Genomic DNA, 26,618 nt, shown 5'->3' with positions numbered 1-26,618 from the left:
GCGGCCGGCTCCCGGCCGGCGGTGGCGGGCGGAGTCGCAGCCCGCGCCCGCGCCGCCCATCAGGCGACAGCAACCGACGGAGGTAGCCCGCACCGTGGCCCAGTTCATCTACGTCCTGGAAAAGGCGCGCAAGGCGCACGGCGACAAGGTCGTGCTCGACAACGTGACGCTGAACTTCCTGCCGGGGGCCAAGATCGGTGTGGTCGGCCCGAACGGCGCCGGTAAGTCCAGCCTCCTCAAGATCATGGCAGGGTGGGACCGGCCGAGCAACGGCGAGGCCCGGCTCATGCCCGGCTACACCGTCGGCATGCTCGCCCAGGAGCCCGCGCTCAACGACGCCAAGACCGTCCTCGGCAACGTCGAGGAGGCCGTCGCGGAGACGAAGGCCAAGCTGGAGCGGTTCAACAAGATCGCCGAGCAGATGGCCACCGACTACTCCGACGAGCTGATGGAGGAGATGGGCAAGCTCCAGGAGGAGCTGGACCACGCCGACGCCTGGGACATCGACTCCAAGCTCGAACTGGCCATGGACGCGCTGCGCTGCCCGCCGCCGGACGCCGACGTCACCCAGCTCTCCGGTGGTGAGCGCCGCCGGGTCGCGCTCTGCAAGCTGCTGCTCGAGGCGCCCGACCTGCTGCTGCTCGACGAGCCCACCAACCACCTGGACGCGGAGAGCGTCTCCTGGCTGGAGCAGCACCTGGCCAAGTACGCCGGCACCGTCATGGCGATCACCCACGACCGGTACTTCCTCGACAACGTGGCCAACTGGATCCTGGAGCTGGACCGCGGCCGCACCTACCCGTACGAGGGCAACTACTCCACCTACCTGGAGAAGAAGGCCGCCCGGCTCGCCGTCGAGGGTCGCCGCGACGCCAAGATGAAGAAGCGGCTCACCGAGGAACTGGAGTGGGTCCGCTCCAACGCCAAGGCCCGCCAGACCAAGTCCAAGGCCCGCCTCGACCGGTACGACGAGATGGCCACCGAGGCGGAGAAGACCCGCAAGCTGGACTTCGAGGAGATCCAGATCCCGCCGGGCCCCCGCCTCGGCAGCACGGTCATCGAGGCGCACAGCCTGAGCAAGGGCTTCGGCGACCGGCTGCTGATCGACGACCTGTCGTTCTCGCTGCCGCGCAACGGCATCGTCGGCATCATCGGTCCGAACGGCGTCGGCAAGACCACCCTGTTCAAGACCATCGTCGGGCTGGAGCAGCCGACCGGCGGCGAGGTCAGGGTCGGCCCCACCGTCTCGCTGTCGTACGTCGACCAGAACCGGCAGGGCCTCGCCGGGGACAAGACCGTCTGGGAGGTCGTCTCCGACGGCCTCGACTACCTGATGGTCGGCAAGGTCGAGATGCCGTCCCGGGCGTACATCGCCGCCTTCGGCTTCAAGGGCCCCGACCAGCAGAAGCCGACCAAGGTGCTCTCCGGCGGCGAGCGCAACCGGCTCAACCTGGCGCTGACCCTGAAGATCGGCGGCAACGTCATCCTCCTCGACGAGCCGACGAACGACCTGGACGTGGAGACCCTCTCCAGCCTGGAGAACGCGCTGCTGGAGTTCCCCGGCTGCGCCGTGGTCATCTCCCACGACCGGATGTTCCTGGACCGGGTCGCCACGCACATCCTGGCCTGGGAGGGCGACGACCAGAACCCGGCGAAGTGGTTCTGGTTCGAGGGCAACTTCGACGCGTACGAGAAGAACAAGATCGACCGGCTCGGCGCCGAGGCCGCCCGCCCGCACCGGGTGACCTACCGCAAGCTCACCCGTGACTGACCGGTTCGTCTACCACTGCACGCTGCGCTGGTCCGACCTGGACGCGTACGGCCACGTCAACAACTCGCGCTTCCTCACGCTCTACGAGGAGGCGCGGGTGGCGTTGATGTTCGCCGGGGGCCGGGCGTGGGGGGTGGGCTCGTTCGCCGACGGCGTCGTCATCCGCCGGCACGAGGTCGACTACCTGCGCCCGGTCGACTACGCGCTCGGCCGGGCCACCGCGGAGGCGGCCCCGACCGTCCGGATCGAACTGTGGGTGGAGCAGATCCGGGCCGCTTCGTTCACCGTCGCGTACGAGCTCTACGACGGCGACGTGCTGGCCAGCACCGCCCGTTCGGTGCTGGTCCCGTTCGACCTGACCCGCAAGCTGCCCCGGCGGCTCAGCGACGAGGAGCGGGCCTTCCTGCTCTCGTACGCGCCGGGCGGGGCGGCGTGAGTGGCGGGCCGGTGATGGTCGGACACGGGCTGTCGGGGGTCGCCGACGCGGGTGCCTTCCTGGCCCGGCTGGTCCGGTTCGACCCGGCCACCGTGGTCCGGCTCCGCCCGGTGGCCGGGGCCGGCCGGACGGCGCTCTGGGCCCGGCTGCCCTGGGACGTGCTGGTCGTCCGCACCGTCTCCGGTACCGCGCCGGACGACGTGACGGTCGGCGCGGCCGACCTGCTGGCCCGGCTGGCGGCGGCCGACGACGCGCTGCCGGCCCGTCGGGACGCCCAGTGGCGCTGGCCGCTGCCGCCCGGCGCGAGCCGCCGGGTCGAGCTGATTCCGGCGGCGGAGCTGCGGCGGGTCGCCGAGGCGGCGGCCGGCACCCTGCGTACCGCCGCGACCGAGGGGGTGGCCGGGCGCGCGGTGGGGCAGCGCGTGCTCCGGGACGCCCTGCTCGACCACGTGGCGGTGACGGTCCGCCCGGACGACCCGCCGGGAGAGCCGGTCGAGGTGTCCCAGCGCCTGGTCCAGGCCGTGGTCCGGATGGGCTTCCTCGGCCCGCCGGAGCCGTCCGGCGGCACCGGGCAGGCCCAGGTGCGGGTGGCCGGACGCTGGGTCGGGCTGGCGGGACCCTACGGAGCGGCATGGGCGCGCACCGTCTCGGAGCTCGCCGTCCGGCCGGCATAGGTTCGTCCGAAAGTATGACCTGTGGTCATTCTTCCGGGCTGGGGCTGCCGTTAGGGGGGTGCTTCAACCCGGCTGTCCGGGTACCGTCCATCCTCGGATCCAACGCACCGTAGGCGTCCGGATCCGCTGGGGAGTGAGGTGCGCGAGCGATGCCGTGGTGGTCATGGCGCCCTGGTCCCGCCGGCGGCGGCGACCCGGAAACTCGAAGCGGGATCACAGTGGACAGCACCGTCCGGGTCGGACCACCGGCCCCCCGTCAGCCGGGGGACGATTGTCCGGCCGCCGACCGGTCCGTGATCACGGACATGCCGGTCGCCGTCGAGCCGGTCACCCTGCGTCGGGTCTGTGACGCGCTGGACCTGCTGGACGTGCGGTACCTGGCCGACGGCGACGGCAACCTGCTGGCCATGTGGGAGCGGCACGCGGTGCTGGTCACCCTGGAGGGCCCGGAGGACGAGATCCTGGTGATGCGGGCCCGTCCACACGCGACCGTTCCGCCGGACTGGGCCGACCGTGCCTACCGGGTGGTCAACGAGTGGAACCACACCCGCCGGTTCTGCAAGGCATACATCGGTGACCCGACCGAGCGTGGTCAGCTGCCCATCTACGCCGAGCTCCAGGTGCCGCTCGGCGCGGGCACGCACGACGCGCTGCTGGTCGAGATGATCGACTGCGGGGCCGCGGTGGCGACCACCTTCGTGGACTGGCTGCACGACGAGGGCGCCCTGCTCTGAACCGGGCGGGCCGGCCGGGCGGCGCCGCTCAGGCGCCCTCGGCCGGGTCCTCCATCACGTTGACCATGAAGTACGCGGCGCGCTCCAGGTACTCCCAGAGCGCCACGGCGATCTCCGGCGGCAGGTCCAGCCGGTCGACCGCCCGTCGCATGTGGTGCAGCCAGGCGTCGCGCTCGGCCGCGCCGATCCGGAACGAGGCGTGCCGCATGCGCAGCCGCGGGTGGCCACGCTGCGCGGAGTAGGTGTTCGGGCCGCCCCAGTACTGCATCAGGAAGAGGGCCAGCCGGTCGGCGGCCGGCCCGAGGTCCTCCTCCGGGTACATCGGTCGCAGCAGCGGATCGGTGGCCACCCCCGCGTAGAACTCGTCGACCAACTTGCGGAACGTCGGCTCGCCGCCGACCGCCTCGAAGAGGGTCATCGACGCACCGGGCCGGTCGGACTCAGCTGCGGGATTCACCGTTCCATCCTGCCAGGTGCGGTGGCGGGCCGACCGGGGCGTACCGCCCCGGCCACTGCCGATCACGTCACAGCGTGGCTGCGGCGGCCGTGTTCGCCCGCTGCGCGGCCGGCACGAGCGCCGGCGGTGTGCGCCCGGTCACCCCTCGTCACCGACTCGTTGGCCCGCTCGGCGGCCTCCACCGCCGAGTCGACCGTCGTCCGGTCCGGCCAGCGGAGCGCCGCGACGAGCATCAGCAGCACCCCGGCGGCGCTCCACACGCCGACCACCACGGGCACCGAGAACCGGCCGGCGAGCAGCCCGGTGATCAGCACCGCGGCGCCCTGGATCGCCTGGACGCCGGTGGCCATCACGCCGAAGGCCCGGGCCCGGTACCCGTTGGGCAGGGCCCGGACGAAGAGCCCGTTGGCCGTCGGCAGCATGCCGGCGACCGCGAAGCCGCACGCGGCGGCGAGCAGGGCGACGACCGTCGGCGGCGGGTCGAACAGTGCGGGAACCAGCGCCAGCGGGGCCAGCACCGCCAGCGGTCGCATCAGCGCTAGCCGGCGGGCCGGCGTGAGCGCCCGGCCGATCAGGAGCCCGCCGAGGATGAAGCCCACCGGGTTGGCGGCCATGATGACGGCCTGCGCCAGCCCGGCGCCGAGCCCGCTGTCGGAGCGCTCGCCGGCCCACGCGGCGGCCAGGCCCTCGGGGACGATGGAGAAGAGCATGGCGCTCCACACCAGCACCGCGATCGCCCGGAGCACGGGAGTGCCGAAGACGATCCGGAAGCCCTCGGCGGTCTCCCGCAACAGGTGACTGCGGTGCGCCTCGGTCATCGCCGGTTCCCGGTCGCGGACGCCGAGGCGGACCAGCACGGCCGAGAGGGCGAAGGTGGCGGCATTGAGCAGCAGCGCCGCGGCCGGGCTGAAGGCGGCCACCGCCGCGCCGACCAGGTAGCCGACGACCTGTGCGGCCTGGCCGACGCTGGCGTTCAGCGACAGCCCGAGCACCAGGCGGTCACCGGAGAGGATGACCGGCAGCAGCGCCGACTTGGCGGCCTGACTGGGCGGGTTGGCCAGGGTAGTGGCGAAGAGCAGGGCCAGGATCGCCCAGACCGGCATGTGCGGCACGGCGATCAGCGCGGTCAGCGCCATGCGGACCACGTCACAGACGACCATGACCTGGCGGTAGCGGTGCCGCTCGGCCAGGGTGGCGAGCACCGGGCCGCCGACGAGCCAGGGCAGGTAGCTCACCGCGAACGCGGCGGCGGAGAGCGCGACGGAACCGTCGGTCTGCTGGTAGACCAGCACCGTGACGGCCGCCTTGGCGACGTAGTCGCCGATCCAGGAGAGCGCGCTGGCCGTGAAGACCGCCCGGTACTCAGCCTGGCCGAACACCTCACTGAAGGTGGCCGGCTGCTCCGGGGAGGGTCGCTCGGACACCGTCGCCTCCATCGTGCCCCGACGTCGACCGCTCGTGACGGCCCGTCGGGACCCCGTCGTCAGATCTACGGATCAGCGAGGACTTGATCACGCTCCGGCGGGAGCGCTGTGCACCGGATTCTGCCCGATAGTCTGACAACTGGCTAGGGCGAACGGATCGATCGTCGCATCTCCGACTGAACGAACGGACGATACCCGAGGGGCCGCGCGGTCCGCGACCCCCGGATTTCCGCTCGTCGTGACGCGGGCTTCACCCGCAGGTCAGGTGGCGCCACCCTGGCCGGTGCCGGGGGTGGAATCGGGCTGTGGGAGCCGGCCCGGATAGAGCCGGGCGGCCGCGATCCGGGCCGTGATGCCGGAGTTCTCCAGCGCCTCGGCCAGCCGGCGGCGCAGCTCGCGTCCCACTGCGAACTGCCCCTCGGCGGTGGTCTTGACCACCGTCCGGATCACCGCCCCGTCCACGGTGATCTGCTCCACGCCGAGCACCTCGGGCGGCTCGACGATCTCCGGGGCCAGGTCGGGGTCCATCGCCACCGAGGCGGCGGCGATGCGCAGCACCGCGTTGGCCTCCTCGGTACCGGCGAAGCCGATCGGCAGGTCCACCACCACCAGCGCCCAGCCCTGGCTCTTGTTGCCCACCCGGACGATCTCGCCGTTGCGGATGTACCAGAGCACCCCGCGCCCGTCCCGGACCGTGGTGACCCGCAGTCCCACCGACTCGACCACACCGGTCGCCTCGCCGAGGTCGACGGTGTCGCCGACGCCGTACTGGTCCTCTATCAACATGAACAGTCCGGCGATCAGGTCCTTCACCAGGCTCTGCGCGCCGAAGCCGAGGGCCACGCCGGCGATCCCGGCGCTGGCCAGCAGCGGCGCCAGGTCGAAGCTGAACTCGCGCAGGGTCATCAGCAGCGCGATGCCGAAGACGAAGGCCGTGACCACGCTGCGCAGCACCGAGCCGACCGCCTCGGCCCGCTGCCGGCGCCGCTCCGGCACGAACTCCTCGGGCGTGAGCGAGGCGGACGGGATCCGCTCCCGCAGCGGCCGGAGCATGGTCGGCACCGAGCCCTCGGTGGTGGTGCGGACCAGCCGGTTGATCGTCCGGTGCAGCGCCCATCGGGCGATCACGGCCAGCAGCAGGATCAGGGCGACCCGCAGGGGTTTCAGCAGGATCCAGTAGCTGCCCTCGGCGAACCAGACCGAGTCGGTGGCGTCCAGCACGGTCTTGCAGAGGGTGTTCGTCAGGCAGTCCTGCGACGGCGTGGGGTCGATCGGCTCGGCGAGGAAGATCAGGCTGGCAGGGCTCACCCTGTCTTCGTACCGCACCGGGCGGGGCGGGCCGTCGCCGACCCACCGGGCGTCCGGCCTGCGCGGTGCATCATGATCACCGGTTGGTAACCGGACATCTTCACACGACCGGAGAAAGCTTCATGAGGGACCCCGGATTAGTACGTGCAATCCGGGGTCTTATCAGGGACTATTGGCGCAACGGACGTCGGTGAGCCCGCCGGCGTCGGTCGTGGTTACCGGCTGTGCCGGGCCCGACCGACGTGCCCAGCGGTGGGAACGGCTGGACCGGGAGGGTGAGCACGATGCCTGACATACGACCCACGGTGGGCTCCAGCGCGCTGGTTCTCAACGCCACCTACGAGCCGCTGTGTGTCGTGTCCGTGCGTCGCGCCGCCATCCTCGTCCTCTCCGCCAAGGCCGTCTGCGTCGCCGACGGCGAGGGCGTCCTGCACAGCGCCCGGGACGCGCTGCCGGTCCCCTCGGTGGTCCGGCTCACCCGCTTCGTCCGGGTGCCGTACCGAACCCACGTCGGGCTCTCCCGGCGGGCGATCTTCGCCCGGGACGGTGGGCGCTGCGCCTACTGCCGCGGCCCGGCCGAGACCATCGACCACGTCTTCCCGCGCAGCCGGGGCGGCCGGCACGCCTGGGAGAACGTGGTTGCCGCCTGCGCCCGGTGCAACCACACGAAGGGCGACAAGACCCCGGCCGAGCTGGGCTGGCGGCTGCACTCCCTGCCGGCCGCGCCGAAGGGCACGGCCTGGCGGGTGCTCGGGCACCGGACCCCCGACCCACGCTGGGCGGACTGGCTCGACCTGCGCGAGCCCGAGGCGGCCTGACCGAGGCTGCCCGACCACCCGGGGCGGACGGGCCGGCGGTCAGCCGTCGCGGGCCCGGATCAGCGAGGCGTAGACCACGACGTTGTCCGCGTACCCCGTCTCGCCGCCCACCCACCGGCCGCCGCAGGTGATCAGCCGCAGGTTCGGGCGGCTGAAGTCGCCGAAGATCTCGTCGGTCGGCAGCCGGTCCTTGCCGTAGCGCTCCACCTGGTCGACCTCGAAGACGGCCACCCGGTGGTCCTCCCTGGTCACCTCCACGGTGTCCCCGGTGCGCAGTTCCTTGAGACCGTGGAAGACCGCCGGTCCGGTGGTGGTGTCCACGTGCCCGACCAGCACCGCCGGGCCGTACTGGCCGGGGGTCGGGCCCTGGTCGTACCAGCCGGCCTCCTGGGCGCGGGTGGCGTCCGGCACCGCGATGCTGCCGTCGGCGGCGATGCCGACGTGGTGGACCGGCGCCTGAAGGTCGATCGAGGAGATCGCGATCCGGGTCGGCGGGCTCCCCGGCAGCACCGGGAACTTCTTCGGCGGGGGGCGCAGCCCGGCGATGAACCGGTCCGGCAGGACGCTCAGCCCGGTGACCCGCTCCACCCCGAGCATCGCCACGATCAGCACCATCAGGGTCCCGATCACCAGCACCCCGACGCCGGGATGGCGGCCCGCGTACCGCCGGACGGCGGTCGGCGGACGCACCGGACGGGCGTGGGCGACCGGGTCGGTGGTGGCGACGCTGGCGGAGAAGGCCTGGCGGGCCACCCGGCGGAACCGGCCCGTCGTCCGGGCCGCGAGCCGGGCCGCGGCGCGCAGCCGGTCCCGACCCGACCGCGGCGTACGGCTGCGTCGGCGGGTCATGACGGCGGTACGTCAGGCGCGGGTCCCGGCGCGTCGACGGCCACTGCCGAAGACCCCGAGACCGGCCACCACGGCGAGCACGGCCAGGCCGCCGACCAGCAGCAGCGAGCCGACTCCCCGGTCCTCGGCGGTGCCCCCGCCGCCGGTCGCCGGGCCCTTGCTCGGCTGGGCCATGTTGAGCACGGTCAGCATGGTCGACGCGGTGTTGCCGTTCGAGCAGCGCAGGTCGACGGTGTAGTCGCCGGGCTGCTTGTTGCCCGGGATGGTCACCGCCCCGGTCAGGAAGCCGTTGTCGGGCCGGAGCATCACCCGACCGAAGGCGTCGGAGTGCACGTCCGCCTGCCGGTTGTTCGCGTTGTCGCAGCTGGCCCGGATGTTGACCCGGGTGCCGGCCTGCGCGCTGTTCGGCGTGACCTCGACGAACACGTTCTCGCCGGCCCTCGCCGGCGTGGCCGTCGCCAGCACGAACGCCGCGATCAGGGCGAACATGGCCAGCGCGGCGGAAAAGGCGCGATGGTACGCGTGGAGCCCCCGCATGATTCCCCCCTCCCGGCGACGATTCGCCGGAATCCTGCGACGGGTGTTCGGGCCTGCATTCCCGTTGGCCCGGGGGCAAACCTGACGCCGCCGACGACCGATGGGCACGCAGCGTCACCAATGCTCACGTTGCCGAGAGTGACGAGACGCGACGTGGACCGATGTGCCCACCCGGACGCTTTGCTCTGCTGCCTTATCGGCAACACCGCCGTGAGCTGCGGACTGGGCAGGCGGCTCGACGAGGGTCAGGCTCAGGCCTGATCACCCGTGGTTACTGTTGCCTGGGCGGCAGCAGAGCAAAGCGTCCGGGGTGTCGGTGGCTCGGCCGGCCGGACAGCACCGAGCGTGATCGCGGTTCGGGCCGTGGGCGACCTCGGGCTGGCCGACTCCGGCCCGCGCCGGGTCGGGGTGGGGGTGACCGGCACCCCGGACGGGGGCGCCGGGGCGTACCGGATCGGGTTCAGCGGCGGCGGGCGTCCGGCTTCGCGGCCGGCCCGGGCGGGAGCTGCCCGACCGGGTGCCAGTCCAGCGGGGTGGAGAGCACCATCGTGCTGGACGGCTGGCCGTACGGGGCGAGCCGGTCGATCACCGCCTCGAACTCCTCGATCGAGCCGGCGGCCACCTTGAGCATGCTGCACGCGTCCCCGGTGATCCGGTGGATCTCCATGATCTCCGGCCAGCCGGACACCTCCGGGTCGTTGAGGATGCAGCGCGAGCCGTAGCAGGACATCCGGATCAGGGCGACCACGCTGCGGCCGGCCCGGGTCAGGTCGACGTGGGCGTGGTAACCGCTGATCACGCCGGACTCCTCCAGCCGGCGCACCCGCTCGGCCACCGCCGGCGGTGACAGGTGCACCCGGCGGGAGAGTTCACTGAACGACAGTCGCGCGTCGGCCTGCAGCTCACGCAGCAGCGCCCAGTCCATCTCATCCACGCGGGGACTTTACCTTTCGCAAGCGGATCGGCAGAAGAGCGTTCCGGACTGAAGGTGATCAGCGGTCAGTGCCATCGAATCGGCATTCCGTACACCCCGGCGACCGCGGGATCATGTCGGCACCCGTACCAGGAGGAGACGAGACCGTGGAGCAGACCGACGTGCGGGCGCCCGCGCCGACCGCGGCGGTACGCCCGGCCACCCCGCAGCAGCGGGCCGCGCGGGCGGCCCGAAACCGTGGCGAACCGACCCTGGAGTTCGCCGACCGGGTGCCGTACGACGCGTACGTGCACGCCAGCACCCTGCACTCGTTGCAGCAGCCGGTGACCTCCGACCCGGGCGAGATGTCCTTCCTGATGGTCAGCCAGATCATGGAGCTGTACTTCGGGCTCACCTGCCACGAGCTGCGCCAGGCCCAGCGGGACCTGCGCGCCGACCGGGTCTGGGAGGCGTTGGCGCCGCTGCGCCGGGCGGCCCTGCACCTGGAGGGGCTCAACGCGGCCTGGCGTGGGCTGCGGTGGATGACCCCGGCCGACTTCAACCGGTTCCGCAACCAGCTCGGCGAGGGCTCCGGCTTCCAGTCCGCGATGTACCGGCACCTGGAGTTCCTGCTCGGCCTGCGCGACCCGGCCCTGATCCGTCCGTTCCGCCGGCAGGAGCAGGTGCACGGGGAACTGCTGGCCGCCCTCGCCGCGCCGAGCCTCTGGGACGACGTGATCGCCCTGCTCGCCCGGCACGGCCACGACCTTCCGGCCGACCTGCTGACCCGGGACGTCTCCGTCGAGCACGGGTCGCACCCGCTGGTCGAGGCGGCCTGGGTGGAGATCTACGGCGACGACGGGCCGCGGAACGAGCTCCGGCTGCTCGGCGAGGCGCTGGCCGAGGTGGCCGAGCAGTTCGGTGACTGGCGGTGGAACCACGTGAAGGCGGTGCAGCGCACCATGGGCGCGAAGGTGGGCAGCGGCGGTTCCGCTGGGCTGGCCTGGTTGCAGCGGAGCATGGCCCGGGTGGTCTTCCCGGAGCTCTGGTCGGCCCGGACCGCGATGTGACCGGGGAACCGACGGTGAACCAGGAGCAGGAGGCCCACCGCCTCGACAAGGCCGACCCCGGCCACCGCCACCTCTTTCACGTGCCGCCCTCCGACGGCGGCCGCTACCCCGAGGCCGCCTACCTGGCCGGCAACTCCCTCGGCCTGCAACCGCGGGCCACCCGGGACGAGCTCCTCGCCGACCTGGACGCCTGGCGCCGGCTCGGGGTGGAGGGGCACCTGGAGGCGGAGCGGCCGTGGCTGCCGTACCACGAGCTGCTGACCGCGCCGGCCGCGCGACTGGTCGGCGCGCTGCCGGCGGAGACCGTGGTGATGAACTCCCTCACCGTCAACCTGCACCTGCTGATGGTGAGCTTCTATCGGCCGACGGGGGCACGGACCCGGATCGTGATCGAGGACAGCGCCTTCCCCTCGGACAGCTACGCGGTCCGCAGCCAGGCCCGGTTCCACGGCCTCGACCCGGACACCGCCGTGGTCCGGCTGCGCCCGCGCCCGGGCGAGGACACCCTGCGCACCTCCGACGTGGTCGACTTCCTGGCCGCCGAGGGCGACACCGTCGCGCTGGTGCTGCTCGGCGGGGTCAACTATCTCACCGGCGAGCTGATGGACATTCCGGCGATCACCGCCGCCGGCCGGGCCGCCGGTGCCGTGGTCGGCTGGGACCTGGCGCACGCGGTCGGCAACGTGCCGCTGGCGCTGCACGACTGGGACGTCGACTTCGCCGCCTGGTGCTCCTACAAGTACCTGAACTCCGGGCCGGGGGCGCTCGCCGGCGTCTTCGTCCACGAACGACACCTCGGCGACCCGGGCCTGCCTCGCTTCGAGGGCTGGTGGAGCACCGCGGCGGCCACCCGGTTCGAGATGACCCCGGTATCCCGGCCGCCGGCCACCGTCGAGGCCTGGCAGATCTCCAACCCGCCGATCTTCGCGATGGGGCCGGTGCGGACCTCGCTGGAGCTCTTCGACACCGTCGGGATGCCCGCGCTGCGGGAGCGCAGCGTCCGGCTCACCGGGTGGCTGGAACGGCTCCTCGACCAGGTGGCCGCCGGCCGGCCGCTGACCGTGGTCACCCCGCGCGACCCCGCGCGGCGCGGCTGCCAGCTCTCCGTGCGGATCGCGGAGGGCAGCGCGAACGAGCTGACCAAGCGGCTGCGGCACGAGCACGGGGTGATCGCCGACGCCCGGGAGCCGGACATCGTGCGGTTCGCCCCGGTGCCGCTCTACTCGACGTACCACGACTGCTGGCGGGCCGCCGACGCGCTGGCCGCGACCGTTTCCGAGGTGCACCCATGAGGACGGAACGCGACGAGATCGCCGTCGTCGGGGCCGGGCTGGCCGGCTGCCTGCTGGCCTGCTTCCTGGCCCGCCGCGGCTACCCGGTGGCGCTCTACGAGCGGCGGCCGGACCCGAGGACCGGGCGGGTCGAGCGCGGCCGGTCGATCAACCTGGCGCTCTCCGAGCGCGGCCTGGATGCGCTGCGCCGGATCGGGCTGGACGAGCAGGTGATGGCGGACGCGCTGCCGATGCGCGGCCGGATGATCCACCCGGTGCAGGGCGAGCCGCAGTTCCAGTCGTACAGCGTCGGCGGTGAGCGGGCGATCAACTCGATCAGCCGGGGCGCGCTGAACAACGCGCTGCTCGACGCGGCCGACAAGCTTCCCGGGGTGCGGATCGCTTTCGACCACCGGCTGGTCGGGCTCGACCCGACCAGCGGCGAGATGACCTTCGAGACCCCGCAGGGCATGGTCGCCGCCGCCGCGTCGGTCGTCCTGGGCGCCGACGGCGCCGGCTCCGCGGTGCGCGGGCAACTCCTCGGGTACGGGGTGCTGACCGAGAGCCTGGACTTCCTCGACTACGGCTACAAGGAGCTCACCATCCCGCCGGTCGGCGGCGAGTTCGCCCTCGACCCGGGCGCCCTGCACATCTGGCCGCGCGGCACCTCGATGATGATCGCGCTGCCCAACCCGGACCGCTCCTTCACCTGCACCCTCTTCTGGCCCACCCACGGCACCGCCAGCTTCGCCTCGCTGGGCAGCCCGGCCGCGATCGAGCAGCACTTCGCCCGGCACTACCCGGACCTGCTGCCACTGGCCCCCAACCTGGTCGACGACTACCAGCACAACCCGGTCGGCGTGCTCGGCACGGTCCGCTGCACCCCCTGGCAGGTCGACGGGCGGGTCGGCCTGCTCGGCGACGCCGCGCACGCGATCGTCCCGTTCTACGGCCAGGGCGCGAACTGCGCCTTCGAGGACGTGGTCGAGCTGGACCGTTGCCTGGACGAGTGCGGCGACGACTGGTCGGCCGCGCTGCCGCTGTTCCAGCGCCGGCGGCAGGCCGACGCGGAGGCGATCGCCCGGATGGCGCTGGCCAACTTCGTGGAAATGCGGGACAAGGTCGCCTCGCCGGTCTTCCGGACCCGCAAGCGGATCGAGCACGCCCTGGAACGGGCGCTGCCGGGCCGGTACGTTTCCCAGTACGAGCTGGTCTCCTTCTCCACCACCCCGTACGCGCAGGTGCGCCGCCGGGTGCGCCGGCAGTACCAGGCACTCGGCGCGGTCGCCGTCGGCGCGGTGGCGTTGCTGGCCGGCGGCGTCGTGGCGATCAGCCGGAGGGGGCGGGGATGACGCTCTGGGATCCGCGGCTGATGTCCGGGCACGCGCCCGACGGGCCGGGGCTGCTGCGCAACTTCGTCGGCGGTGCGTTCGTCGACGCCGGCAAGCGGTTCACCAAGCGCAGCCCGGTGACCGGTGCGCCGGTCTTCGAGGTGGTCGAGGCCGACGCATCCACGGTGGACGACGCGGTGGCCGCGGCCCGGGCGGCGCTGCGCGGCCCGTGGGGCCGGACCGGCGAACGGGAGCGCGCCGAGGTGCTGCGCCGCGTCGCCGACGAGCTGGAACGCCGCTTCGACGACCTGGTCGCCGCCGAGGTCTCCGACACCGGCAAGAGCATCTCCCAGGCCCGGACCCTGGACATCCCGCGCGGCGCGGCCAACTTCCGGGCGTTCGCCGAGATCGTGGCGACCGCGCCCACCGAGTCGTTCACCACGGTCACCCCGACCGGCGGCCGGGCGCTGAACTACGCGGTCCGCAAGCCGGTCGGCGTGGTCGCGGTGATCGTGCCGTGGAACCTGCCGCTGCTCCTGCTCACCTGGAAGGTCGCCCCGGCGCTGGCCTGCGGCAACGCGGTGGTGGTCAAGCCCAGCGAGGAGACCCCCGCGTCGGCGACGCTGCTCGCCGAGGTGATGGCCGCCGCCGGCGTGCCGGACGGGGTGTTCAACCTGGTGCACGGCTTCGGCCCGGACTCGGCCGGGGAGTTCCTCACCCGGCACCCCGGCGTCGACGCGATCACCTTCACCGGCGAGTCGGCCACCGGCGGCGCCATCATGCGGGCCGCCGCGGACGGGGTGAAGGCGGTCAGCTTCGAGCTTGGCGGCAAGAACGCCGGCCTGGTCTTCGCCGACGCCGACCTGGACGCCGCGGTCGCCGGGTCGGTCCGGTCCAGCTTCACCAACGGCGGCCAGGTCTGCCTCTGCACCGAGCGGATCTACGTGCAGCGGCCGGTCTTCGAGGAGTTCACCGCCCGGCTGGCCGAGCGGGCCGGCGCGTTGGCGTACGGCTGGCCGGCCGACGAGGCGACGGTGAACATGCCGCTGATCTCGCACGCCCACCGGGACAAGGTGTGCGGCCACTACGACCTGGCCCGCGCCGAGGGCGCCGAGGTGTTGGCCGGGGGCGGGGTGCCGCGCTTCGGCGACGCTCGCGACGGCGGCGCGTACGTGCAGCCGACGGTGCTCACCGGGCTCGGCCCGGATGCCCGGACCAACACCGAGGAGATCTTCGGCCCGGTCGTGCACGTCGCACCGTTCGACGACGAGGACGAGGCGTACGCCCTGGCCAACGGCACCGAGTACGGCCTGGCGGCGACGGTCTGGACCCGGGACGTGGGCCGGGCGCACCGGGCCGGCGCCCGGCTGGACGCCGGCATCGTGTGGGTCAACACCTGGTTCCTGCGCGACCTGCGCACCCCGTTCGGCGGGGTGAAGGCCTCCGGCATCGGCCGGGAGGGCGGCGTGCACTCGCTGAACTTCTACTCCGAACTCACCAACGTCTGCGTGGACCTTTCATGATCGATATCGAAGGCGCCAACCGGGAGCTCACCGAGGCCCGGACGAGCGGGAAGCCGTGCCCGCCGCTGCGGGGCCGGCTGCTGCCCGAGGGGGACGTCGAGTCGGCGTACCAGGTGCAGCAGCGCCAGGCGCAGACCTGGTGGGACCGGGGCGAACGCCGGGTCGGCGCGAAGATCGGGCTGACCTCCCGGGCGGTGCAGGAGAACTTCGGGGTCTACCAGCCGGACTTCGGGGCGCTCACCGACGCGATGGCGGTCGGCGACGGCGTCGAGGTGCCGATCGACCGGCTGCTCCAGCCCCGGGTGGAGGCGGAGATCGCCTTCGTCCTCGGCGCGGACCTGACCGACGAACGGGTCACCACCGTCGACCTGATCCGGGCCGTCGACCACGTGCTGCCGGCCATCGAGATCGTCGACTCCCGGATCGCCGGCTGGGACATCTCCATCGTGGACACCATCGCGGACAACGCCTCCAGCGGGCTCTTCGTGCTCGGCACCACGCCTCGTCGGCTCGCCGACGTCGACCTGCGGCTCTGCGGCATGGTGCTGGAACGCGCGGGGGAGCCGGTGTCGGTCGGCGCCGGGGCGGCCTGCCTGGGCAACCCGCTGCACGCCCTGGAGTGGCTGGCCGGCACCATGGCCCGCGCCGGGGACCCGCTGCGCGCCGGCGACGTGGTGCTCTCCGGGGCGCTCGGGCCGATGGTGCCGGTCACCCCGGGCGCCGCGTACGAGGCCCGGATCTCCGGGCTCGGCTCGGTGCGGACCTGCTTCTCGACGGAGGTGGCGGCGTGAGCGCGAGGAGTGAGCCGGGGTTGCGAGCCCCGCAGTCGCGAACGAAAGGCGGCACAGCATGAGCATCGGCGTGGCGGTGCTCGGGTCGGGCAACATCGGCACCGACCTGATGATCAAGGTGTTGCGGCTGAGCGGCAGCCTGCGGATGGTCGCGATGGCCGGCATCGTCCCGGCCTCGGACGGCCTGGCCCGGGCCCGGCGGCTCGGCGTGGCCACCACCGCCGACGGCGTGGACGGGCTGGTGGCGCTGCCCGAGTTCGCCGACGTCGAGCTGGTCTTCGACGCCACCTCGGCCGGCGCGCACCGGCGCCACGACGCGGTGCTGCGCGCGCACGGCCGCACCGTGGTCGACCTGACGCCCGCCGCGATCGGCCCGTACGTGGTGCCGCCGGTGAACCTCGACGAGCACCTGCACGAGACCAACGTGAACATGGTGACCTGCGGCGGGCAGGCCACCGTGCCGATCGTCGCCGCCGTCGGCCGGGTCACCCCCGTCGCGTACGGGGAGATCGTCGCCTCCATCGCCTCGAAGTCGGCGGGCCCCGGCACCCGGGCCAACATCGACGAGTTCACCGAGACGACCGCCCGGGCGATCGAGGTGGTGGGCGGCGCCGAACGCGGCAAGGCGATCATCGTGCTCAACCCGGCCGACCCGCCGCTGCTGATGCGGGACACCGTCTACTGCCTCTGCCCGGACGCCGACGCCGACCGGGCCGCCGTCGCCGACTCGATCGCCGAGATGGTGGCGACCGTGCAGGAGTACGTCCCGGGCTACCGGCTCAAGCAGGACGTGCAGTTCGACCGGGTCGACGCGTACCTGCCGTCGCTGGGTCGGCGTATCGCCGGGTTGCAGGTCTCGGTCTTCCTGGAGGTCTCCGGGGCCGGGCACTACCTCCCCGCGTACGCCGGGAACCTGGACATCATGACCTCGGCCGCGCTGCGCACCGCGGAGCGGCTGGTCGCGGTGCGGACGAAGGGAGTCCCGGCGTGACGGACCTCTACATCCAGGACGTGACGCTGCGGGACGGCATGCACGCCATCGGCCACCGCTACACCGTCGACCAGGTGCGCACCATCGCCGCCGCGCTCGACGCCGCCGGGGTGGCCGCGATCGAGGTGGCGCACGGCGACGGCCTGGCCGGCTCCAGCGTCAACTACGGCCACGGCGCCGCCAGCGACACCGACTGGATCTCCGCCGCCGCCGAGGTGCTGACCAGCGCGAAGCTGACCACCCTGCTGCTGCCCGGGATCGGCACCATCGCCGACCTGCGGGCGGCGAAGGCGCTCGGGGTGACCAGCGTGCGGATCGCCACCCACTGCACCGAGGCGGACATCTCCGCCCAGCACATCTCCTGGGCCCGGGAGAACGGCATGGACGTCTCCGGGTTCCTGATGATGTCGCACATGAACGACCCGGCCGGGCTGGCGGAGCAGGCCCGGTTGATGGAGTCGTACGGGGCACACTGCGTCTACGTCACCGACTCCGGTGGGCGGCTGCTGATGTCCGACGTGGCGCAGCGGGTCGACGCGTACCGGCAGGTGCTGGCGCCGGAGACGCAGATCGGCATCCACGCGCACCACAACCTGTCGCTCGGGGTGGCCAACAGCGTGATCGCCGTGGAACACGGCCGGATCGTCGGCGACGCACCGACCGGACCGGACACCCCGCACGGCCGGACCGTCCGGGTGGACGCCTCGCTGGCGGGGATGGGCGCCGGCGCGGGCAACGCCCCGCTGGAGGTCTTCGTGGCGGTCGCCGAGCTGCACGGCTGGAAGCACGGCTGCGACGTGTTCGCGCTGATGGACGCCGCCGACGACGTGGTCCGTCCGCTCCAGGACCGGCCGGTCCAGGTCGACCGGGAGACGCTCTCCCTCGGGTACGCCGGGGTGTACTCCAGTTTCCTGCGCCACGCCGAACGCGCCTCCGCGCGGTACGGGGTGGACGTCCGTTCGATCCTGGTGGAGCTGGGCCGGCGCCGGATGGTCGGCGGCCAGGAGGACATGATCGTGGACGTGGCGCTCGACCTCGCCGGTCGACCCGCCGAGCAGGGAGAGGGCGGCACAGCATGATCGGTCCGGACATCGCGGGGATCGCCGAGAAGCTGGGCGCGGCGGCCGACAGCGCCACCGCGGTCCCGCAGCTCGCCGCCGAGACCGGCCTGGACGTGGACGCCGCGTACGCGGTGCAGACCGCGCTGCTCCAGCGTCGCCTCGACCGGGGCGAGCGGCTGGTCGGGCTCAAGATGGGGCTGACCAGCAGGGCGAAGATGGCCCAGATGGGCGTGGACGAGGTGATCTGGGGTCGGCTCACCGATGTGATGCGGGTGCCCGACGGCGCGACCGTGGACGTCGGGGAATTCATCCACCCCCGGGTCGAGCCGGAGGTGGCGTTCCTGCTGGACCGCCTCCCCGAGCCGGGCGAGCCGGTCGGCGCGTTCACCGACGCGGTCCGCGCGGTGGCGCCGGCGATCGAGCTGATCGACTCCCGGTACGCCAACTTCACCTTCTCCCTGCCGGACGTCGTCGCCGACAACACCTCCGCCGCCGCGTTCGTGGTCGGCCCCTGGTCGCCGGTGCCGGACGGGCTGGACAACCTGGGCGTGCTGCTGGAGATCGACGGGCGGGTGGCCCAGGTCGGCTCCACCGCGGCGATCCTCGGCGACCCGCGCCGGGCGCTCGACGAGGGCATCCGCCTCGCAGGTCGGCACGGGGTGCGGCTGCGCGAGGGCTGGGTCTTCCTCGCCGGCGCCGCCACGGCCGCCGTTCCGCTGCGCCCGGGCGCGCACGTCCGAGCGGTCGTGGAGAAGCTCGGCACCGCGTCGCTGAAGGCGTCGTCGTGAGCCAGCCGCCGACGCAGGGCGGCGTGACCGCCCGGGTGGTCGCCGGGAAGGCCGTCCCGCGCGGGGCCTTCCCGCACGTCAAGGTCGCCGGTGGGTTCGTCTTCGTCTCGGGTACGTCGTCCCGCCGGCCGGACAACACCTTCGCCGGCGTTTCCGTGGACGAGTTAGGCACGACCGACCTCGACATCCGGGAGCAGACCCGGGCGGTCATCGGGAACGTCCGGGACCTGCTGCGCTCGGTCGGCGCGGATCTCGCCGACCTCGTCCAGGTGACGACGTACCTGGTCAACATGAACGACTTCGGTGGCTACAACGAGGTGTGGGCGGAGTTCTTCGACGCGTCCGGGCCGACCCGGACGACGGTGGCGGTGCACCAGTTGCCGCACCCGCACCTGCTGATCGAGATCCAGGCCGTCGCCCTGCTCCCAGAAGGAGGTCCGTCGTGAGTGAGATCGCCGAGCCGTTCAGCTTCCCCGGGTGGATCGCGGAGAACCAGCACCTGCTGAAGCCGCCGGTGGGCAACAAGGAGATGTTCCCCGGCGGGGACGACTTCATCGTCATGGTGGTGGGTGGGCCGAACCAGCGCACCGACTTCCACGTCGACCCGTACGAGGAGTTCTTTTATCAGGTCAAGGGCAACATGCACATCAACCTGATGACCCCGGAGGGGCCGCGTACGGTGCACGTGCGCGAGGGTCAGATGTGGATGCTGCCGCGCAACACCCCGCACTCACCGCAGCGCCCCGAGGCCGGTTCGATCGGCGTGGTGGTGGAGCGGGTCCGCGAGGAGGGCACGCTCGAGCGGTTCCAGTGGTACTGCCCGGAGTGCGGGCACAAGGTGCACGAGGTGGAGCTCCAGGTCCGCGACATCGCCGCCGACCTGCCCCCGGTGTTCCAGGCGTTCTACGCCGACGAGAAGGCGCGCACCTGCGGCGAGTGCGGCGCGCTGCACCCGGGCAAGGGCTGATGCCGGTGCCGGCCGCGCGATCTCCGCTGGTCGACGTGCACACGCACGTCGTACCCCGGGGGTGGCCGGACCTCGGCGCGGCGTGCGGCGGGTCCGGCTGGCCCTGGCTGCGCGTGGACTCCGAGCGCGCCGCCATGATCATGGTGGGGGAGACGGAGTTCCGGCCGGTCGGCGCGGAGTGCTGGGACGCGGGCACCCGGCTGGCCGACATGGACGCCGACGGGGTGGACGTGCAGGTGGTCTCGCCCACCCCGGTCTTCTTCAGCTACGACCGCCCCGCCGACCAGGCGGTGAAGGTCGCCCGCATCTTCAACGACCTCACCCTGGAGGTCACCGCGGCGGGCGGCGACCGGCTGGTCCCGTTCTGCCAGGTGCCGCTGCAGGATCCCGACGCCGCCTGCGCCGAACTGGACCGCTGCCTCGCCGCCGGGCACGTCGGGGTGGAGATCGGCAACCACGTCGGCGACCGGGACCTGGACGACGCCGGCATCGTGGCGTTCCTGACCCACTGCGCCGAGGTAGGCGCGCCGGTCTTCGTGCACCCGTGGGACATGCCGGGCGGTCCGCGGCTGGACCGGTGGATGGCCCGCTGGCTCACCGGCATGCCCGCCGAGACCCACCTGTCGGTACTCGCGCTCATCCTCGGCGGCGTCTTCGACCGGGTGCCCGAGACGCTGCGGATCTGCTTCGCGCACGGCGGCGGCAGCTTCCCGTTCTGGCTGGGCCGCGCCGACAACGCCTGGCACCGCCGGGGCGACCTGGTACGCGGCGCCTCCACCGCGCCGCCCAGCTCCTACGTGGACCGGTTCAGCGTCGACTCGGTGGTCTTCGAGCCGGCCGCGCTGCGGCTGCTGGTCGACACGATGGGGGCCGACCGGGTGCTGGTGGGCAGCGACTACCCGTACCCGCTGGGGGAGCGGCCGGTCGGGCAGGTGGTGCACCGGTCCGACTTCCTCACCGACGACCAGCGGGACAAGCTGCTCGGCGGCAACGCGCTGCGCTTCCTCGGTCTCGAGCAGGCGTTCGCGATCCGCGAGCCGGTCTCGATCGATCGGGACTGGACGGGCATCGTCGACGACGACAAGGCGCCGGCCTGACCCGGTCGTGTCGGGCCGCCGCTCGGCGTGGCGAGCGGGCAGGATGACGGGATGGCCGAGCCGCACGACCTGACCGCGTTGGAGCAGGCCGCCGCGATCGGCCGGGGCGAGCTGTCCAGCGCCGAGCTGGTCGCGCACCACCTGCACCGGGTCGACGCGCTCGGCGACACCGTCGGGGCGTTCGTGACCGTCACCGCCGAGCGGGCGCTCGCCGCCGCCCGGGTCGCCGACGCGACACCCGCCGACGAGCGCGGCCCGCTGCACGGCGTACCGACCGCGATCAAGGACCTGACCCTCACCGCCGGGGTGCGCACCACGTTCGGCTCGGCCGCCTTCGCCGATTTCGTCCCGCCGATCGACGCCGACGTGGTCCGGCTGATGACCGCCGCCGGCCTGGTCAGCCTCGGCAAGACCACCACCTCGGAGCTGGGCTGCTCGCTCTACTCCGAGGGGCTGGTCGCGCCGCCGGCGCGCAACCCGTGGGACCTCGCGTACACCGCCGGCGGGTCCAGCGGCGGCGCGGCCGCCGCGGTGGCGGCCGGCCTGGTGCCGGTGGCGCAGGGCTCCGACGGCGGCGGCTCGCTGCGCATCCCCGCCTCGCTCTGCGGCCTCGTCGGCTACAAGCCCAGCCGTGGCCTGGTCTCCAGCGGCCCGCTCGGCTTCGGCGCGTTCGGCCTGCCCACCAACGGACCGATCGGGCGTACGGTCGCCGACGTCGCCGCGCTGCTCGACGCGATGGCGGTGCCGGTGCCCGGCGAGCCCTACCTCCCGCCGCCCCGTCCGGACGGCGGCTACCTCGGCGTGGCCCGCCGGGCCGCGCCCGGCCGGCTCCGGATCGGCCGGTTCACCGCCCCGATGCTCGCCGACGGCCCGGTCCACCCCGACTGCGTCGCCGCCGTGGACCGGGCCGCGGCGCTGCTCACCGCCGCCGGCCACGAGGTGGTCGAGGTCGACCCGCCGCTCGGGCCGGCGGCGTGGCCGCTCTTCGAGACCGTCTGGTACGTCCTCGCGCTCGCCCCGGTGCCGCCCGAGCGGGAGGCCGAGCTGCTGCCGCTGACCCGGCTGCTGCGCTCCCGCGGCGCGGCCGTGGGCGCCGGCGCGCTGCTGGCCACCCTCGGCGAACTCCAGGCCCAGGTACGCCTCGGCGCCCACCGGACCGCCGGCTGCGACCTGCTGCTCTGCCCCACCCTCGCCGCGCCGCAGGCCCCGGTCGGCTGGTTCACCGAGGACGGGAACCCGGCGGCCGACTTCGACCGGCAGCGCCGATTCTCGCCGTACTGCGCCATCTTCAACGTCACGGGCGAACCGTCCGTTTCCCTGCCGATCGGGCGGACCGCGACGGACCTGCCCGTCGGGGTCCTGCTGACCGGTCGGTACGGCGACGACGCCCGACTGCTCGCCACCGCAGCGCAACTGGAAGACTGTAGTGACGGATGGGATCGGCACCCCGCAATCTGGCGGGGCGTCGACTCCGCTAACGTGAATGGCAGCGGAGTCGGGGGGTCGACAGAATGATCTTCCACCCGAACCGGATGTTCTGGTCTCTCTTTCCGCCTGGGGGCGTTGGGATTGTCTGTCACTGAGACTTTGCTGATCTTCGTCGGCATCCCGGCGGCCGTGGTGCTGTTGATCACCGGGATGGTGTTCGCCGCCAACCGTGGCGGCGGCGGCGCCAAGCGCTACCGGCCGGGCCGTCGCTTCGACTTCACTCCGGTCTGGTTCCTGGGCCGTCCGGAGCAGCTGGCCGACTCGGCCGGCACCGCCCTGGCCGCCGGCGCGCAGGCACCGGCGCTGACCAGCCACAAGCAGGAGAAGGCCGGCATCGAGGCGCCGGCCGGTGGAACCGGAGGCGCAAGTGACCGTTGGTGAGAAGCGGGCCGAGGCCGGGACGGACACCCCGCCCGACGTGCTCGACGGGCCGTTCTCGACCCGTCAGCTGCTCCGCATCGACGAGGCGCTCCGCCTGGCCGACCAGGGGACCGGTCTGGTCTTCTCGGTCTATGTCGGCGGCCTCGACGAGCCGATCCGGGAGCACGCCGAGCGGCTGCACCGCCAGCTCGCCGAACCCGACAGGTCCGTGCTGATCGCGGTCTCGCCCAACCAGCGCCAGCTGGAGGTCGTCACCGGCCGGTACGCGCGCAAGCGCATCCCCGACACGTACGCCAAGCTCGCCGCGCTGAGCATGGTCGCCTCGTTCGGCGGCGGCGACCTGGCCGGCGGCATCATTCAGGGCCTCGACCAGCTCGCCAGCCACGCCGGCAAGGGCTGAGCCCACCCGCTCGTACGACGAAGCCCGGTCCGCCTCGCGCGGGCCGGGCTTTCGCGTTCCTCAGCGATAACGGCCCGGGGTCGGCGCGGGCTCCCACCCACGCCGGCCCCGGGCCGCGTACCGATGCTCAGGCGCTCTGGGCGTCCTTCGCGCGGGCCTTCAGGGCCCGGACGACACCGTCACGGCCCTCGGCGACCAGCCGGCGCAGCGACGCCGGGTGGCCGTCGCCGGCCAGCCACGCGTCGGTGGCCGCCACCGTCTCCTCCGCGACCAGGTACGCCGGGTACGCGAGCTGCACGAACTCCTGCGCCGGCTCGCTGTCCCGCTGCGCCCAGATCTGGGCCACCGTGGCGAAGTACTTCTCCCGGTACGGCGCGGTGAGCTCCACCTGCGTCTGGTGGGTGAAGCCCTGGAGCAGCGCCCGGTTGCGCCAGTTGGGCAGCGACTCCGGGCCGGTCAGCTCCGCCCACACGGCGGCCTTGTTCTCCGCCGTCGGGACCAGCGCGTGCGCGTACGCCGCCTCCCGCTCGCCGCTGGCCGTGCGGTCGGCGGCCAGCTCGGCCTCGACCTCGGCGGCGCCCGCCGCCCCGTTGGCCACCACCGACTGGAGGATGGCCCAGCGCAGCTCGGTGTCGATGGTCAGGCCGGCCGGCACGCCGGTGCCGTCGAGCCAGCCGCGCAGCGTCGCCAGGTCCTCGTCCGACCGGGCGGCCGAGACGTACGCGCGGGCCCAGGCGAGCTGGAAGCCGCTGCCCGGCTCGGCGTTCGTCAGCGCGTCCTTCGCCGTCCTGGCCAGCTCGGCCCAGCCGGTCGGCGCCCACGCCGGGTCGGCGTAGAAGGTGAGCGAGGTGCTCGCCTGCCGCAGGGTGGCGGTGACCAGGTTGATGTCGGTCTCAGCGGGCAGCCCGGCCAGCGCCAGCGCCACGTAGTCGCGGGCCGACAGTTCGGCGTCGCGGACCATGTCCCAGGCGGCGGTCCAGCACAGCGCCCGGGCCAGCGACGAGTCGAAGCCGGCGATGTGCTGCACCACGGTGGCCATCGACCGCTCGTCCAGCCGCAGCTTCGTGTAGGTCAGGTCGTCGTCGTTGAGCAGCAGCACGTCGGCGGCGGGCTTGCCGTGCAGCACCGACAGCTCGGTCAGCTCCCCGGTCACGTCGACCTCGACCCGCTCCCGGCGGACCAACCGGCCGTCGGTCAGGTCGTAGAGGCCCACGCCGATCCGGTGGGTACGCAGCGTCGGGTGCCCGGCCGGGGCCTCCTGGCGGACCAGCACCTGCTCGTAGGTGCCGTCCGCGCCGATGACGACCTCGGGGCGCACCGTGTTGACCTGCGCGGTCTCCAGCCACTGCGCGGCGAACTTGCGCAGCTCCCGGCCGGAGGCGGTCTCCAGCTCGGAGAGCAGGTCGTCGAAGGTGGCGTTGCCCCAGGCGTGCTTGCCGAAGTACGCCCGCAGGCCGGCCAGGAACGGCTCCTCGCCCACGTACGCGACGAGCTGCTTGAGCACGCTGGCGCCCTTGGCGTACGTGATGCCGTCGAAGTTGACCTCGACGGCCTCCAGGTCCGGCATCTCGCAGTAGACCGGGTGGGTGGAGGAGAGCTGGTCCTGCCGGTAGCCCCAGTTCTTCCGGATCGACAGGAAGGTCGTCCACGCGTCGGAGAACCGGGTGGCGTGCGTGTTGCACCAGTGGCTGGCCCACTCGGCGAACGACTCGTTGAGCCACAGGTCGTTCCACCAGCGCATGGTGACCAGGTCACCGAACCACATGTGCGCCAGCTCGTGCAGGATCGTGTTGGCCCGCTGCTCGTACTCGAAGTCGGTGACCTGCGAGCGGAAGATGTAGTGCGACTCGGCGTGCGTGACGCAGCCGAAGTTCTCCATCGCGCCGGCGTTGAAGTCCGGCACCCAGAGCTGGTCGTACTTGGGCAGCGGGTAGCGGACCCCGAACTTCTCGTGGAAGAAGTCGAAGCCCTGCTTGGTGATCAGGAACAGGTCGTCCGAGTCCAGGTACCGCGCCATCGACGCCCGGCAGAACACGCCCAGGTCGATGCCGTCGTGGCTGTCCCGCACCTCGTGGTACGGCCCGGCGCAGAGCGCGGTGATGTAGGTGCTCATCCGCGCCGACTCGACGAAGTGGACGGTCTTGAGGCCTTCGCCGGCCGGCTCCTCGCGCTCTACCGGCATGTTGGACACCACCCGCCAGTGCTCCGGGACGGTGGCGTGCCAGGTGTAGACGCTCTTCAGGTCGGGCTGGTCGAAGCAGGCGAAGACCTTCTGCGCGTCGGCCGTCTCGAACTGGCTGTATAGGTAGGTCTCCCCGTCGACCGGGTCCACCGTGCGGTGCAGGCCCTGCCCACTGTTGGAGTAACCGAAGTCGGCGTCCACCACCAGGGTGTTCTCCGCGGCCAGGCCGGTCAGCGCCAGGCCCTTCTCGGCGGACCAGCCGGCGAGGTCGACCTCGACGCCGTTGAGCGTCGCCGAGCGCACCGACTCGGCGGCGGTCTCGATGAAGGTGCTGGCGCCCGGCTCGGTGCAGCGGAACCGGACCTCGGTCACCGACCGGAACGTGCGGCCCTCGGCCTGCACGGCGGTCGACAGGTCCAGGTTGATGTCGTACCCGGTCACCTCGAGCAGGCGGGCCCGCTCGGTGGCCTCCACCTGGGTCAGGTTGCGCACTCCCGGCACTGTTCGTCTCCATCCCACTATTGCTGCGTCGCGGCTGCGCCAGCCCCGCCCGCCGCTCGTGACGGCCGGCCCGAGCCGAGTCTTCCATGCACCGACGCCCCGCGGTGGTCGAGGTCACGCTCTCATTCCGCTGCCGGTCGATGCCGTCCGGGGTGAGGATCGGTGACAGAGGCGTCGGGTCACCGACGCACCCCGTCGTGAAGGGACTCCACCGTGACCGAGCGTGTCACCGTCGACATGTGGTTCGACCCGTTGTGCCCGTGGGCCTGGATCACCTCCCGTTGGCTCCTGGAGGTGGAGAAGGTCCGGGAGCTGGACATCGCGTTCCACGTGATGAGCCTCTCCGTGCTCAACGAGGGCCGGGACCTGCCCGAGCAGTACCAGGAACTGATGAAGAGCGGCTGGGGCCCGGTCCGGGTCTGCATCGCGGTCGAGCAGGCGCACGGCCCCGAGGTGCTGGCGAAGCTCTACACCGCCCTGGGCACCCGCATCCACCTGGGCAAGGAGCCGCTCGGCCGGGAGCTGCTCACCGCCGCCCTCGCCGAGGTGGGGCTGGACCCGGCGCTCGCCGACGCCGCCGAGTCGACCGCGTACGACGAGGCGCTGCGGGCCAGCCACGAGGCCGGGATGCGGCCGGTCGGCACCGACGTGGGCACCCCGGTCATCCACGCCCCCGGTCCGGACGGCGGCAAGGTCGCCTTCTTCGGCCCGGTGATCACCCCGGCCCCGAAGGGCGAGGCCGCCGGCCGGCTCTGGGACGGCGTCCTCCTGGTCGCCGGCACCCCGGGCTTCTACGAGCTCAAGCGCTCCCGCGAGCTCGGCCCGATCTTCGACTGACCCGCCGCCCACGTCCGG

General features: G+C 72.8%; 27 protein-coding genes. 20 read left to right on the top strand and 7 right to left on the bottom strand.

The features are described 5' to 3' along the window. The first annotated feature begins 94 nt into the window (after positions 1 to 94). The 4 genes from ettA (at position 95) to V6U81_RS10400 (ending at position 3,615) form a co-directional block, all read left to right on the top strand. Positions 95 to 1,771 (top strand): energy-dependent translational throttle protein EttA, encoded by a 1,677-nt coding sequence (gene ettA / locus V6U81_RS10415; protein WP_334487289.1) that lies wholly within the window; start codon positions 95 to 97, stop codon positions 1,769 to 1,771. Then, entirely contained in the window at positions 1,764 to 2,207 is a 444-nt protein-coding gene (locus V6U81_RS10410; RefSeq protein ID WP_334487287.1) for an acyl-CoA thioesterase, read from the top strand. Before ettA ends, V6U81_RS10410 begins: the two co-directional genes overlap by 8 nt. Positions 2,208 to 2,221: 14 nt before the next feature. After that, positions 2,222 to 2,881, top strand: a complete 660-nt coding sequence (locus tag V6U81_RS10405; protein WP_334487535.1) for a DUF8185 domain-containing protein — start codon at positions 2,222 to 2,224, stop codon at positions 2,879 to 2,881. Positions 2,882 to 3,030: 149 nt separating this feature from the next. Next, entirely contained in the window at positions 3,031 to 3,615 is a 585-nt protein-coding gene (locus tag V6U81_RS10400; RefSeq protein WP_334487285.1) for a type III secretion system chaperone family protein, read from the top strand. Between the two features lie 28 nt (positions 3,616 to 3,643). Here V6U81_RS10400 and V6U81_RS10395 read toward each other — a convergent pair whose 3' ends face one another. From V6U81_RS10395 to V6U81_RS10385, 3 genes are all read right to left on the bottom strand, one after another. Then, complete coding sequence (locus V6U81_RS10395) at positions 3,644 to 4,033, bottom strand: globin (RefSeq protein ID WP_334487533.1); 390 nt, start codon at positions 4,031 to 4,033, stop codon at positions 3,644 to 3,646. Between the two features lie 101 nt (positions 4,034 to 4,134). Continuing rightward, on the bottom strand, positions 4,135 to 5,508 hold the full coding sequence (locus V6U81_RS10390; protein WP_334487283.1) for an MFS transporter: 1,374 nt from the start codon (positions 5,506 to 5,508) through the stop codon (positions 4,135 to 4,137). Between the two features lie 249 nt (positions 5,509 to 5,757). Continuing rightward, positions 5,758 to 6,804 carry a mechanosensitive ion channel family protein gene (locus V6U81_RS10385; RefSeq protein WP_420884006.1) on the bottom strand — a complete coding sequence of 349 codons (1,047 nt, stop codon included), beginning with the start codon at positions 6,802 to 6,804 and terminating at the stop codon, positions 5,758 to 5,760. 284 nt (positions 6,805 to 7,088) lie between these two features. On the opposite strand from V6U81_RS10385, the gene V6U81_RS10380 reads away from it, so the two are divergent. Further along, positions 7,089 to 7,622 (top strand): HNH endonuclease, encoded by a 534-nt coding sequence (locus V6U81_RS10380; protein WP_334487281.1) that lies wholly within the window; start codon positions 7,089 to 7,091, stop codon positions 7,620 to 7,622. 39 nt (positions 7,623 to 7,661) lie between these two features. On the opposite strand, the gene V6U81_RS10375 is transcribed toward V6U81_RS10380, so the two are convergent. From V6U81_RS10375 to V6U81_RS10365, 3 genes are all read right to left on the bottom strand, one after another. Next, a complete protein-coding gene (locus V6U81_RS10375) occupies positions 7,662 to 8,471 on the bottom strand; it encodes a class F sortase (RefSeq protein WP_334487279.1) in 810 nt (269 codons plus the stop codon). Between the two features lie 12 nt (positions 8,472 to 8,483). Then, the gene (locus tag V6U81_RS10370; protein WP_334487277.1) at positions 8,484 to 9,008 is read right to left on the bottom strand and encodes a hypothetical protein; all 525 of its coding nucleotides are present in this window, start codon (positions 9,006 to 9,008) and stop codon (positions 8,484 to 8,486) included. A 460-nt stretch (positions 9,009 to 9,468) separates the two neighbouring features. Further along, the gene (locus V6U81_RS10365) at positions 9,469 to 9,942 is read right to left on the bottom strand and encodes an Lrp/AsnC family transcriptional regulator (RefSeq protein WP_334487275.1); all 474 of its coding nucleotides are present in this window, start codon (positions 9,940 to 9,942) and stop codon (positions 9,469 to 9,471) included. Between the two features lie 146 nt (positions 9,943 to 10,088). On the opposite strand from V6U81_RS10365, the gene V6U81_RS10360 reads away from it, so the two are divergent. The 14 genes from V6U81_RS10360 to V6U81_RS10295 are packed head-to-tail and all read left to right on the top strand — an operon-like array spanning position 10,089 to position 23,080. Further along, positions 10,089 to 10,991 (top strand): tryptophan 2,3-dioxygenase, encoded by a 903-nt coding sequence (locus V6U81_RS10360; RefSeq protein WP_334487273.1) that lies wholly within the window; start codon positions 10,089 to 10,091, stop codon positions 10,989 to 10,991. Next, positions 10,967 to 12,283, top strand: a complete 1,317-nt coding sequence (gene kynU / locus V6U81_RS10355; RefSeq protein ID WP_334487528.1) for a kynureninase — start codon at positions 10,967 to 10,969, stop codon at positions 12,281 to 12,283. Before V6U81_RS10360 ends, kynU begins: the two co-directional genes overlap by 25 nt. Beyond that, positions 12,280 to 13,614: an FAD-dependent oxidoreductase gene (locus tag V6U81_RS10350; RefSeq protein WP_334487271.1), complete on the top strand. Its 1,335-nt coding sequence runs from the start codon at positions 12,280 to 12,282 to the stop codon at positions 13,612 to 13,614. The genes kynU and V6U81_RS10350 overlap by 4 nt, the downstream gene beginning before the upstream one ends. A gap of 20 nt (positions 13,615 to 13,634) precedes the next feature. Next, positions 13,635 to 15,116 carry a 2-hydroxymuconic semialdehyde dehydrogenase gene (locus V6U81_RS10345; protein WP_334487525.1) on the top strand — a complete coding sequence of 494 codons (1,482 nt, stop codon included), beginning with the start codon at positions 13,635 to 13,637 and terminating at the stop codon, positions 15,114 to 15,116. Beyond that, positions 15,113 to 15,907: a 2-keto-4-pentenoate hydratase gene (locus tag V6U81_RS10340; RefSeq protein WP_334487269.1), complete on the top strand. Its 795-nt coding sequence runs from the start codon at positions 15,113 to 15,115 to the stop codon at positions 15,905 to 15,907. Before V6U81_RS10345 ends, V6U81_RS10340 begins: the two co-directional genes overlap by 4 nt. A gap of 58 nt (positions 15,908 to 15,965) precedes the next feature. After that, the gene (locus V6U81_RS10335; protein WP_334487266.1) at positions 15,966 to 16,898 is read left to right on the top strand and encodes an acetaldehyde dehydrogenase (acetylating); all 933 of its coding nucleotides are present in this window, start codon (positions 15,966 to 15,968) and stop codon (positions 16,896 to 16,898) included. After that, the gene (gene dmpG, locus V6U81_RS10330; RefSeq protein ID WP_334487263.1) at positions 16,895 to 17,977 is read left to right on the top strand and encodes a 4-hydroxy-2-oxovalerate aldolase; all 1,083 of its coding nucleotides are present in this window, start codon (positions 16,895 to 16,897) and stop codon (positions 17,975 to 17,977) included. The genes V6U81_RS10335 and dmpG overlap by 4 nt, the downstream gene beginning before the upstream one ends. Continuing rightward, positions 17,974 to 18,747 (top strand): 2-keto-4-pentenoate hydratase, encoded by a 774-nt coding sequence (locus tag V6U81_RS10325; protein WP_334487260.1) that lies wholly within the window; start codon positions 17,974 to 17,976, stop codon positions 18,745 to 18,747. Before dmpG ends, V6U81_RS10325 begins: the two co-directional genes overlap by 4 nt. Further along, a complete protein-coding gene (locus tag V6U81_RS10320; protein ID WP_334487257.1) occupies positions 18,744 to 19,193 on the top strand; it encodes a RidA family protein in 450 nt (149 codons plus the stop codon). The genes V6U81_RS10325 and V6U81_RS10320 overlap by 4 nt, the downstream gene beginning before the upstream one ends. Next, on the top strand, positions 19,190 to 19,714 hold the full coding sequence (locus V6U81_RS10315; RefSeq protein ID WP_334487255.1) for a 3-hydroxyanthranilate 3,4-dioxygenase: 525 nt from the start codon (positions 19,190 to 19,192) through the stop codon (positions 19,712 to 19,714). Before V6U81_RS10320 ends, V6U81_RS10315 begins: the two co-directional genes overlap by 4 nt. After that, positions 19,714 to 20,811, top strand: a complete 1,098-nt coding sequence (locus tag V6U81_RS10310; protein ID WP_334487252.1) for an amidohydrolase family protein — start codon at positions 19,714 to 19,716, stop codon at positions 20,809 to 20,811. Before V6U81_RS10315 ends, V6U81_RS10310 begins: the two co-directional genes overlap by 1 nt. A gap of 51 nt (positions 20,812 to 20,862) precedes the next feature. After that, on the top strand, positions 20,863 to 22,326 hold the full coding sequence (locus tag V6U81_RS10305; RefSeq protein ID WP_334487250.1) for an amidase: 1,464 nt from the start codon (positions 20,863 to 20,865) through the stop codon (positions 22,324 to 22,326). A 54-nt stretch (positions 22,327 to 22,380) separates the two neighbouring features. Continuing rightward, on the top strand, positions 22,381 to 22,680 hold the full coding sequence (gene ctaJ / locus V6U81_RS10300) for an aa3-type cytochrome oxidase subunit CtaJ (RefSeq protein ID WP_477463181.1): 300 nt from the start codon (positions 22,381 to 22,383) through the stop codon (positions 22,678 to 22,680). Further along, positions 22,667 to 23,080, top strand: coding sequence for a DUF5130 family protein (locus V6U81_RS10295; protein ID WP_334487246.1), 414 nt, complete (start codon positions 22,667 to 22,669; stop codon positions 23,078 to 23,080). The genes ctaJ and V6U81_RS10295 overlap by 14 nt, the downstream gene beginning before the upstream one ends. Before the next feature lie 127 nt (positions 23,081 to 23,207). Here V6U81_RS10295 and pepN read toward each other — a convergent pair whose 3' ends face one another. Beyond that, positions 23,208 to 25,754: an aminopeptidase N gene (gene pepN, locus V6U81_RS10290; protein WP_334487243.1), complete on the bottom strand. Its 2,547-nt coding sequence runs from the start codon at positions 25,752 to 25,754 to the stop codon at positions 23,208 to 23,210. A gap of 222 nt (positions 25,755 to 25,976) precedes the next feature. Here pepN and V6U81_RS10285 point away from each other — a divergent pair, with 222 nt between their 5' ends. Then, positions 25,977 to 26,600, top strand: a complete 624-nt coding sequence (locus V6U81_RS10285) for a mycothiol-dependent nitroreductase Rv2466c family protein (RefSeq protein ID WP_334487241.1) — start codon at positions 25,977 to 25,979, stop codon at positions 26,598 to 26,600. Positions 26,601 to 26,618: the final 18 nt, after the last annotated feature.

The sequence above is a fragment of the Micromonospora lacuserhaii genome (assembly GCF_036902735.1).
Classification (GTDB): Bacteria; Actinomycetota; Actinomycetes; order Mycobacteriales; family Micromonosporaceae; genus Micromonospora.
This window is presented reverse-complemented; position numbering and strand designations above follow the sequence as displayed.